Consider the following 10,050-nt stretch of genomic DNA (forward strand, 5'->3'; position numbering starts at 1 on the left):
TTTTTGGTTCAAAATGTAAGTTCGTTCAGTCGTGTAGCTCGCTACACTCCTTCACTCTCTTGCATTTTGACCTCAAAAATAAGCTCAAAATCTAACAAAGCTAATTTATAGAACCAGCCTTAAGGTAAAATTTGAGGCATTTTTGAAAAAAAATGATGAATTGTTTGCGCTATCAGAAAAAAATATTACCTTTGCACAGCATTTAGGGAAATGCCCCTTTAGAGGGATGATGCGGCAATAGCTCAGTTGGTAGAGCACAACCTTGCCAAGGTTGGGGTCGCGAGTTCGAGTCTCGTTTGCCGCTCTTTTCTGAATAAACCAAAACGGAGATACGCTTTTTATCTCTCACTTGCCCAGGTGGCGGAATTGGTAGACGCGCACGTTTCAGGTGCGTGTGTTTCACGACGTGCAGGTTCGAGTCCTGTTCTGGGCACTGTTTTATTCAGAAAAAACAAGAATGGAGAGGTGGCGGAATTGGTAGACGCGCTACTTTGAGGGGGTAGTGAAAATTGTTTCGTGGGAGTTCGAGTCTCCTCCTCTTCACTTTTTGTTGTTCTTACGGTACGATGCGGCAATAGCTCAGTTGGTAGAGCACAACCTTGCCAAGGTTGGGGTCGCGAGTTCGAGTCTCGTTTGCCGCTCTTTTTTTTAGAGAAACATACTTATCAATGAATTTATACATCCGATATTTTGATAAAGAAGCATTAGTATATAATGTTGAAGAAGCTTTAGATTTTTTACGTTCCATTTCTGAAATTGATGTTGATGCTGTGTTAGAGAGCGACATTCGAGACTATGTGTCGAGTGATGTGTTCTATCCGAAACGTTATAAGGTTCGCCCGCGCATCTACTTTATTATTATCAAAACGACCGCAGAAACCATGATTGACTTCAAGCAGAAAAAGGCGTTACATCCCAATAATGCGCCTCAAAACGTGACAGATAAGCGCGATTTGACCACCAACGTGATGACACGACTCACCAAAACTCAAGAAGGTTGGTACGAGGGCGTGTTGGATTTTAAGCGAGTGGTCATGATTCCTGCAACGGGAAAGCACGAATACAGAGATACACACTTTGTGGCACGCTGCAAGGCAAACTCTGGACAGGACTGTTATAATCGGGTTGTGGATTATTTGAAGGAAAGGGTTGACGCACGTTCACAGTTCCCCTCTTCAAAAGGTAAAAGCTTTCGTTTTAAGTACTTAGGCATGTGGAAATAATCCGTCGTGCTAAAAAAATTGTCAAGCTATGAATAAAGTTATGTTGATTGGTAATGTCGGTAAAGACCCCGATGTGAGATATTTTGAAGCAGATCAGGCTGTTGCACAAATCACACTTGCCACTACGGAGCGAGGATATACCCTTCAGAACGGTACTCAAGTGCCTGATCATACAGATTGGCACACGATTGTTTTTTACCGTGGACTGGCAAAAGTCGTGGAGAAATACGTTCACAAAGGCGATAAACTCTATGTAGAGGGTCGCATACGCTATCGTTCGTACGATGACCAACGAGGCATCAAGCGCTATGTTACCGAGATATTGGCGGACAACATGGAGATGTTAACTCCTAAAAATGTAACTTCTTCACAACAAAAACCGTCGGAAACGCAGACAACGGAGACGACTTCTACAGCTGCGGACGATCTCTCAAAGGTTCCTTTCTAATTTGATATAGTCTTGGATTTCTCCTTTATCACACAATCTTTTTCAGACGTTTACCTGCAATCTCCGTCGGTAGGAGTTATCTTTGCGGCTATTCTTGCTGCACTCTTGCTACTGTTATCGGGCTTTGCCAGTGGTTCGGAAATTGCATTTTTTAGTCTTACACCCACGGACATCGCTGCTTTGGACAGTGAGAAAAACGTGCGCGACAAGAAAATAGAACTATTGCGCGAAGACAGTCAGCGTACTTTGGCAACCATATTGATAACCAACAACTTTGTCAATGTAACCATTATCATGCTCTGCAACTATGTATTTGGGTCACTGGTGCACTTTGGACCATCGGCTTATTGGTTGCAATTCCTCATGATTACGGTGCTGTTGACATTCCTCTTGTTGCTTTTTGGCGAAATTATGCCGAAAGTGTATAGTCGACAAAACCCGCTCAAGTTTTGTCGCAGGAGTGTTGATGGCATTTTGATTTTTCGCAAACTCTTCTGGCCAATTGAGAATGTCCTGCTCAAAAGTGGGATGATTGCAGAGCGTATGTTGCAAAAACAAAATCATATTTTGAGCGTAAACGACTTAGAACAAGCGTTGGAACTCACAGATAAGGAAGATATCAAAGAAGAACAGAGCATGCTGAAAGGCATTATACGCTTTGGAGACGAGACAGCGAAAGAGATTATGACACCACGTCAGGACATGCTTACGCTCGATATTAAGACCAAGTTTGCGGAGGTGTTGCAATGTATTAAAGAGAATAATTATAGCAGAATTCCCGTTTATCAGGAAAACAACGACAACATCCGAGGCGTGTTATACATTAAAGACCTGTTGCCACATCTTGGTAAGCCAACAACGTTTCGCTGGCAAAGCCTTATGAGATTGCCTTATTACGTGCCAGGAACGAAAAAGATTGATGACTTGTTGCGTGAATTTCAGGAAAACAAAATTCACATTGCCATTGTGGTCGATGAGTTTGGTGGTACCAGTGGGTTGGTAACGATGGAGGATATCTTAGAGGAAATTGTCGGAGAAATCAATGACGAGTACGATGAAGACGAGAAACCTTTCACCAAACTCAATGAGAACACGTATGTTTTTGAAGGGAAGACCTTGCTTTCTGACTTCTGCAAATTGTTGTCTATCAATGACGATGAGTTTGAGGATGTGCAAGGTGATGCTGACTCATTGGCAGGTTTACTCCTGGAAATCAAAGGAGATTTCTTGCATTTGCATGAACAAGTTGATTATAAGAATTATACCTTCGAGATTCTTGAGATAGAAGAGCGACGCATCAGTAAGATAAAAGTGGTGATTCATCGTGAACCTGTTCAACCTTCAGAAGAAAACTAAAGCATGGCAGTGTTGTCAATCATACCGCTTTCTGCAGATGTTCAGTTGGGTATTTGGAAGATAGAAGAGCCAGTAACGACGTTGTTACAGCGTTTTCCACATTTGGAGAAAACGGTTGAATCCTATCACTCAATAGAAAGAAAGCGACAAAAACTCGCTGTCTATGCGCTCCTTTACGCCATGACAGGCAAGCAAGACGTATGGATTTCACACGATACGAACGGCAAGCCTTTGTTGGAAAACTATCAAATCAGCATCAGTGATACGCACGGTTTCGCTGCCATTATCCTCAGCAAGTCTCGCATTGTGGCTGTAGACATCGAGTATATGAGTGACCGTGTGAGTAGGATTGTCTCGCGCTTCCTACGGTCTGATGAAAGCGCAAGCAAGGTGGAAGACCAGTTGATACACTGGAGCGCGAAAGAAACAGCCTTCAAATTTTATTCTTCACAGCATTTGCAGTATAGCGAAATGCGACTACATCCTTTTACCGCAACAGCCCATGGCAAGGTTGAGGTAGACAACTTGAAAGCCGGAACTGTGCTCCCAGTGAACTATGTGGTTACATCCGATTATGTGCTGACGTATGCTTTGGAGGAATAAACTCTTGAAAACGAAGGGCTTCGCGTATTTCTCGCATCGACAGCTGTACCTTCTTTATCGTATTTGAATGCGCCCAAAGACTACTCGCAAATGCCTGCTTCTGTCCATCGCTGTATCAACACTTCAACATCTTTGCGTGCAGAAGAAGCGTCCACATTATATTCTTCCATGAGAAGGTCGACTAAATCGTCAATCGTAAATTCACGGTTTTGAATCTTCTCCCATAGATAGGCAGCCGAATCATTCATGCCTACGATGTGTGTGAAATCAATATTTTCTTTACCCTCTGCAGTGAGGATTTGCTCTCCACATATATTACGGAGTTGGAAACCTGGTTTTGTTCTCATATTTTCGTTTTGCTTGTTGCTTATTTAATGATTTATAATGGTCCAAAATAGTGAACCCATATTCTGTATGCTGCTAAGAGATAGCGACGAATAGGGTAGAGTGCCATCCATATTTTCGAATAAATTCTGAACTTCAGTCCATTGGTGGCATCAAGTTGAGTGCGCCCTTTGCGATAGAAACCCAAAAGGAAACCCTTGAGTTGGTCAACAGTGCAGCGTTCTACCCCTATGTTTCCATCCCCTCGCAAGGTTACTTGTGCGCCTTCCATTTTTATGATACGGTGGATGACATAAGTCCCTTTTTGTACTTCTGCCAAGACAACATCGCCCACTTTCCATGGACGTGGTGGCTTTCCTATCAATCCCTTGTCGCGTTCGTTTTCCAAAAAAGGGCGCATACTGTAGCCTCTTAGGTCGATAGTCACGGTATGTCCATCTTCAATGAGTTTGATAACTTCTGGAATAAAGGCACTGTTAGCAAGGAAGAGCTTCGTGGGTGATGTCTTTGGTTGTACGGATGGTTGCATGAAATTGGGACGAATAGCGGAGTTTGTCAAAATGGTTCACGCTCTTATTTTCGAGCAATGGCATGGTTGCATATCTCTGCTGCTTCCCTATTTGGAAGACAGTGCAGTGTATATATCGGTGTCAATTCGATGATACGTGTAACTGTGTTACATACATTATTATTGACATCTTTGTCCCACCGCATGCCAGAGCAGGAGGTGAGCAATATTGCAAACGCATTGATGGGCGAGAGGCGTTCGACGCTATTGGTCAAAGCTCTGTCGATTTGGGTGATTGCTCCCAGCTTGGCTTTGATGTTTCGATAACAAGGTGTCTTACCACTCCAAGGAGTTCCATAGATGAAAACTTCATCATCAATGATGCGTATGGCAGGATTGTCATCGTTCATCAGGTCACAACCTTTGAGATAGCGCAGCCACATGCTTACCTGTGTGCTCTTGCCTGTGCCACTTTTGGCAGTGAAGGCATAGCCATAGCCGTTTTGTCTCACCAATGACGCATGAATCAGTAAGGTGTTGTATTTGCTGGCTGCATAGGCAAAAGCCATCATGATGGCATTGTTGATGCCATATCTACGCATGTTGTAATGACCATTGAGGGCGCAATCGAAACGGTAGAACTGTTTATCTGTCTGTAACAGACAGCAGTCACGTTTATTCGTGTTCTTGATGATGTATTGATAGCCACCTCGCTTCAACTTTTCAACAATGGTGTCACCGTTGCCAGTCTCAAAGTTTCTTATCAGTTCTTTTTCCTCTTTCTTGGCAGCTTTCAACTCGTCATTCACATAAAGCTCAAGGAGTAGCGGTTGATCTGCAGGTGGCTTGGGACATTGAAACGGTAAATAAGAGGGAATCAGTTGGGGACTATTCTTCTGTGAACATTCAAAGTTGATGCTCAAATAGTGGTTGGCAATGCAATAATAATAGCTTTGATATTTCATCCGTCAAATGAGTGGTTGAGTGTGAAAGAAAGACGCAACGATGTCACTATCGTTTCGTGTCATCATCAAAGGTCGTGGGAAACTTGTAAAGTCTCCCTACTTCGTGGTTTGAGTTGCAGCTTTTCGTGCTGCTTCTTTGCGCTTACGCTTGGCTTCTTTCTTTGCCTTTTTTGCTTCTTTCATTTCGGCTTTCGCCTTTTGTTTAGCTATTTTTTCCCGATTCAAATCGCTTTCTTGTGGCATGATGCCTGTGTATAGAAAGTCTTGTAGCGGTATAAATTTGATTTGATACGTGCCTTTTTTCTCGTAACGCTTACGCATCTTTAGATATTTCTTCTCGATATTCTTTTGCTTTTTGGCAAAGATCGTGACGCAAGTAGGGTTGGCAATTCCTTTTGACTTCAAATAGTTCTGAAGTTGATAGGAGTAGTTTTCACGACTAAAGAGAAAATTAGATTTGCCAATATAGGCAGAGTCAACATATTGTATCTCTGTGAGATACACTGTAGAATCATTAAACGAAGTGGCAAATCCAAAGATGTGCGCCCCCATAGGGCGGTTGTCTGCATGACTATTCATTGCGAAAAGGGCGGCAATGAATAGTGGTAAGAGTTTTCTAATGTTCATTATTGTTGTTACGTTGAATGGGAGCGTGCCTCCTATCATTCCTCTTTTAGCAGTTTGTTGCATCGCTTGAGCGTGCCTGTCTGCCTCAAAAGTGTTGTTGTTATGATAAAGTTTTCTCGCAGGCTCCGTTACTTGATTATCCTTCTGTTACAGGATAGCACTGACCATCCTTATCTTCCTAAATACGATTTGAGTTGTTTGTTTTTTGTATTCTTACGAAGTTTTCGCAATGCCTTTTCCCTTATCTGCCTTACTCGTTCACGTGTGAGTCCGTAGCGGTCGCCAATTTCCTCGAGAGTCATCTCTGGTTGGTTGATGCCATAGAAGCATTCAATCACGTTACGTTCGCGTTCGTTCAGGGTATGCAGTGCATCCGCAATCTCTTTTCTAAGCGATTCCATCACCAACTCATTGTCCGCCATGGGGATATCGCTGTCTGGCAGAACGTCTATCAGACTGTTGTCGTCGCCATCCGAGAATGGGGCGTCTACTGAGACGTGCTTCCCATTGGCTTTCATTGCATCAATGACTTTGTCCTCTGGGATATCAATTCTTTCGGCAATTTCACTCGAATTGGGACGTCGCTCAAACTCTTGTTCAAATTTGTTTTGTAGCTGATTGATTTTGTTCACCGAGCCAACCTGATTGAGAGGCAGTCGGACGATGCGACTTTGCTCGGCAATGGCTTGCAAAATGCTTTGTCGAATCCACCAAACAGCGTAAGAGATGAATTTGAAACCTCGAGTCTCGTCGAACTTTTCTGCGGCTTTGATGAGCCCTAAGTTGCCTTCGTTGATGAGGTCGGGCAAGCTAAGACCTTGGTTCTGATATTGTTTGGCAACCGACACCACAAACCTCAGGTTGGCTTTTGTCAGTTTGTCAAGGGCTTTTCTATCGCCTTTTTTGATGCGCTGTGCCAACTCTATTTCTTCTTCGGTCGAGAGCAAGTCCTCACGTCCAATCTCTTGGAGATACTTGTCCAAGGCAGCACTCTCTCGGTTGGTAATGGATTTTGTGATTTTCAGTTGTCTCATTTTAGCCTGAACCAATTTGATGGTTGTTGCAAATGTAATGGTTTTTGTGTAACTGAACAAATTTTAGTCATAAAAAGTATGTTCCTCGCACACCAACCTTCTGCACTTGTCCTTTCTTTGTTTTTACCGTGTAATCTCACCAGCTATCGAACGGTTCATTTCTTGGCTAATGATTTGTGGGTCATCGTACTTCCCTTGCAGGTACATCAGTTTGGTAATGGCAGCCTCTACCGTACTGTCGTATCCGCTAATGACACCAGCATTTTTCAGTTGATAGCCTGTGTCGTAGCGCGTCATCTCTACATAACCCGAGATACATTGACTGATGTTCACCACGATGATGCCACGGTTGGAAGCTTCGTGAAGCAGTTGTGTGAGTCCGTTTCGTTGTGGGGCGTTCCCACTTCCATAGCTTCGCATGATGATGCCTCGCAAGGTGGGGACTTGCAGGATAGGTTTGAAGATTTCTTCTTCCAAGCCTGGGAACAACGAGAACACCATTACATGTGAATCGAGTTGTGTATGTGGCACCATTGGCTTTGAGAAGTCGGGCTTTAAGATGTGATGTTCTTGAAAATTGAAGTTCACTCCTGCATTGCACAAGTGAGGAAAGTTGAAGGACTCAAAAGCATCCAAACCATCGGCATTCTGCTTGGTACTTCGGTTGCCTCGTAGTAGTCTGCCGCTGAAGTATATGCACACCTCTGGTACCATGGCTGTTCCGTCTTCACGATGGGCTGATGCCAGTTCAAGGCTCGACAGCAGATTTTCTTTCCCATCCGTTCTTAGCTCACCGATGGGTAGCTGACTTCCTGTAAGAATGACAGGCTTGGTAAGGTTTTCAAGCATGAACGAAAGTGCCGACGCCGTGTACGACATCGTGTCTGTACCATGCAAAATCACGAAGCCGTCATACTTGTTGTAATTTTCGCTGATAATATTGACCAACTTTGCCCACATGGTAGGATCCATGTCACTGGAGTCGATGGGTGGGTCAAACTGATATATTCCTACATCGGTCTGTAGCAAATCAAACTCTGGCACGTTCTCTACGAGGTGACGAAAGTCGAGCGGTTCCAATGCGCCTGTCTGTGCGTTCTTGCCCATGCCAATAGTACCACCGGTGTAAATGAGCAATACTTTGTTTGTTCTCATATTCTTAGATTTATATTAGGTGTGTGTTATCGTTGCTCTAACAGCACCACATTTTCCACGTGTGGCGTGTGTGGAAACATATCCACTGGCTGCACCGCCTCTACTCGATACTGTTCGTTCAGCACTTCCAAGTCGCGCGCTTGCGTGGCAGGGTTACAGCTTACATAGACAATACGCTTGGGGGCAGCTCTCAAAATGGTTTGTATCACGTCAGGGTGCATCCCTGCTCGTGGTGGATCGGTGATGATGACGTCGGGTTTCCCATGCTGCTTCACGAACTCATCGGTCAGGATGTCCTTCATGTCTCCAGCATAAAACAAGGTGTTCTCAATGCCGTTGCACTTCGAGTTCGCCTTGGCATCGGCAATAGCATCCTCCACATATTCAATGCCAATCACCTGTTGGGCATGGCGTGCCACGAAGTTAGCTATCGTACCTGTACCGGTATACAAGTCGTACACCAACTCTTTTCCTGTGAGTTGCGCCAGTTGGCGTGCCACTTCATACAGGTGAAAAGCTTGCTGGGTATTGGTTTGGTAGAAACTTTTGGCTGCTACCTTGAACTGTAGCTTGTCCATCATCTCCGTGATGTGGTCTTTGCCTTTGAACACTTCTACCGTTTGGTCGCTGAAGGTGTCGTTGCATTTTTGGTTGTTCACATAGAGCAGCGATGTAATTTGCGGAAAACGGTCGCCGATGTGCTGCAACAAGTCGTGTGCTCGTTGCTCATCTCCTTGCTCTTGGAACTTGAATTGCACGAGCACCATCCACTCTCCAGTACTGGAATTGCGAATCATTATATCTCGCAAGAGGCCTGTCTGTTCCCTTACATCAAAAAAACTGATGCCATTGTTCAAGGCATAGTCGCGAATCTCATTTCTGATTTGGTTGCATAGGTCATCCATGAGCCAGCATTTCTCGATAGGATAAATCTTGTCGAAGGCACCCGTGATGTGGAAACCAATGGCGTTTTTGTGGTCAAGTTGTACACCACTGTTCACTTCTTCCTTGGTGAGCCACCGCTTGTTGGAACAACTAAACTCTAACTTGTTGCGGTATTCGTAGATTTTTTCAGACCCCAAGATAGGGCGAAAGTCGGGCAGTTCCACCTTTCCAATGCGTGTCAACTGGTCGTGTACTTGCTTTTGTTTTGCCTTAAGCTGGTCCTCATACGGCAAATTTTGCCATTTGCACCCGCCACAAATGCCAAAATGTTGGCACACGGGTTTTGCTCTACGCTCACTATATTTTATAAATCGCACCACCTCTGCTTCACAATAGTGATGCTTTTTCTTACGTACTTGCAGGTCGACAACATCGCCCGGAACGGCAAAGGGAACAAAGACCACCATGTCATCGACACGTGTCAGTGATTTGCCCTCAGCAGCTACATCTGTAATGGTTACTCCTTCGAGGATGGGTAATGGTTTCTTTTTTCTTGACATCTTGCTTTTTTGAACAGGTAAAATTACAGCAAATTCAGTAAATTACCAAACAATTGGGCAGGTTTCTATGCGAATGTGTAAGAAATGTGGAATGCGAGACACGGCTCCATCATTAAAGAGCGGTTGCTTAGGATGAAAAACCATCTTTATTCTTTGGTTTCAACCCTCCATCTAATGACATTTTATCCCTGAGCCGTTTCATGTTTTGCCAACCCAATTTTCATACCATCAAAGCGCTACTTTTTTTCTATTTTTGGTAAAAATATGCTCTTGCTTTTGTCCTATCATTTTACCAAAAAACGGTCATCTAAAATCTTCAAAATAGAAAAAATCAATAGGCA

11 protein-coding genes and 4 tRNA genes are annotated in these 10,050 nt (G+C 43.9%); 8 read left to right on the forward strand and 7 right to left on the reverse strand.

The genetic code is table 11. From position 1 onward, the window contains the following. Nucleotides 1-231: 231 nt before the first annotated feature. The 8 genes from HMPREF9304_RS02775 (at nt 232) to HMPREF9304_RS02810 (ending at nt 3,630) form a co-directional block, all read left to right on the forward strand. A tRNA-Gly gene (locus HMPREF9304_RS02775) sits at nt 232-304 on the forward strand. Between the two features lie 47 nt (nt 305-351). Then, nucleotides 352-433, forward strand: a tRNA-Leu gene (locus tag HMPREF9304_RS02780). A gap of 26 nt (nt 434-459) precedes the next feature. Next, a tRNA-Leu gene (locus HMPREF9304_RS02785) sits at nt 460-543 on the forward strand. Between the two features lie 25 nt (nt 544-568). Then, nucleotides 569-641, forward strand: a tRNA-Gly gene (locus tag HMPREF9304_RS02790). Nucleotides 642-668: 27 nt separating this feature from the next. Continuing rightward, complete coding sequence (locus tag HMPREF9304_RS02795; RefSeq protein ID WP_036926282.1) at nt 669-1,223, forward strand: hypothetical protein; 555 nt, start codon at nt 669-671, stop codon at nt 1,221-1,223. 28 nt (nt 1,224-1,251) lie between these two features. Next, nucleotides 1,252-1,671, forward strand: a complete 420-nt coding sequence (locus HMPREF9304_RS02800) for a single-stranded DNA-binding protein (protein ID WP_036926284.1) — start codon at nt 1,252-1,254, stop codon at nt 1,669-1,671. A gap of 12 nt (nt 1,672-1,683) precedes the next feature. Then, the gene (gldE, locus tag HMPREF9304_RS02805; protein ID WP_036926285.1) at nt 1,684-3,027 is read left to right on the forward strand and encodes a gliding motility-associated protein GldE; all 1,344 of its coding nucleotides are present in this window, start codon (nt 1,684-1,686) and stop codon (nt 3,025-3,027) included. A gap of 3 nt (nt 3,028-3,030) precedes the next feature. Continuing rightward, entirely contained in the window at nt 3,031-3,630 is a 600-nt protein-coding gene (locus HMPREF9304_RS02810) for a 4'-phosphopantetheinyl transferase family protein (protein ID WP_036926286.1), read from the forward strand. Between the two features lie 80 nt (nt 3,631-3,710). Here the strand turns inward: HMPREF9304_RS02810 and HMPREF9304_RS02815 are convergent, their stop codons facing one another. From HMPREF9304_RS02815 to rlmD, 7 genes are all read right to left on the reverse strand, one after another. Next, nucleotides 3,711-3,977, reverse strand: coding sequence for a PqqD family protein (locus HMPREF9304_RS02815; RefSeq protein ID WP_036926287.1), 267 nt, complete (start codon nt 3,975-3,977; stop codon nt 3,711-3,713). A 32-nt stretch (nt 3,978-4,009) separates the two neighbouring features. Beyond that, nucleotides 4,010-4,504, reverse strand: a complete 495-nt coding sequence (locus tag HMPREF9304_RS02820) for a S24/S26 family peptidase (RefSeq protein WP_036926288.1) — start codon at nt 4,502-4,504, stop codon at nt 4,010-4,012. Between the two features lie 44 nt (nt 4,505-4,548). Further along, nucleotides 4,549-5,448 carry a hypothetical protein gene (locus tag HMPREF9304_RS02825; RefSeq protein ID WP_036926290.1) on the reverse strand — a complete coding sequence of 300 codons (900 nt, stop codon included), beginning with the start codon at nt 5,446-5,448 and terminating at the stop codon, nt 4,549-4,551. 96 nt (nt 5,449-5,544) lie between these two features. Continuing rightward, nucleotides 5,545-6,075: a hypothetical protein gene (locus tag HMPREF9304_RS02830; RefSeq protein ID WP_036926294.1), complete on the reverse strand. Its 531-nt coding sequence runs from the start codon at nt 6,073-6,075 to the stop codon at nt 5,545-5,547. A gap of 170 nt (nt 6,076-6,245) precedes the next feature. Then, nucleotides 6,246-7,109: a sigma-70 family RNA polymerase sigma factor gene (locus HMPREF9304_RS02835; RefSeq protein ID WP_025072528.1), complete on the reverse strand. Its 864-nt coding sequence runs from the start codon at nt 7,107-7,109 to the stop codon at nt 6,246-6,248. A 123-nt stretch (nt 7,110-7,232) separates the two neighbouring features. Then, the gene (locus HMPREF9304_RS02840) at nt 7,233-8,264 is read right to left on the reverse strand and encodes a type I asparaginase (protein WP_036926291.1); all 1,032 of its coding nucleotides are present in this window, start codon (nt 8,262-8,264) and stop codon (nt 7,233-7,235) included. A gap of 26 nt (nt 8,265-8,290) precedes the next feature. Next, nucleotides 8,291-9,709, reverse strand: coding sequence for a 23S rRNA (uracil(1939)-C(5))-methyltransferase RlmD (rlmD, locus tag HMPREF9304_RS02845; RefSeq protein ID WP_036926292.1), 1,419 nt, complete (start codon nt 9,707-9,709; stop codon nt 8,291-8,293). Nucleotides 9,710-10,050: the final 341 nt, after the last annotated feature.

Origin of the sequence: Hoylesella timonensis S9-PR14 (assembly GCF_000762405.1) — a bacterium.
GTDB classification, from domain to species: Bacteria; Bacteroidota; Bacteroidia; order Bacteroidales; family Bacteroidaceae; genus Prevotella; species Prevotella timonensis_A.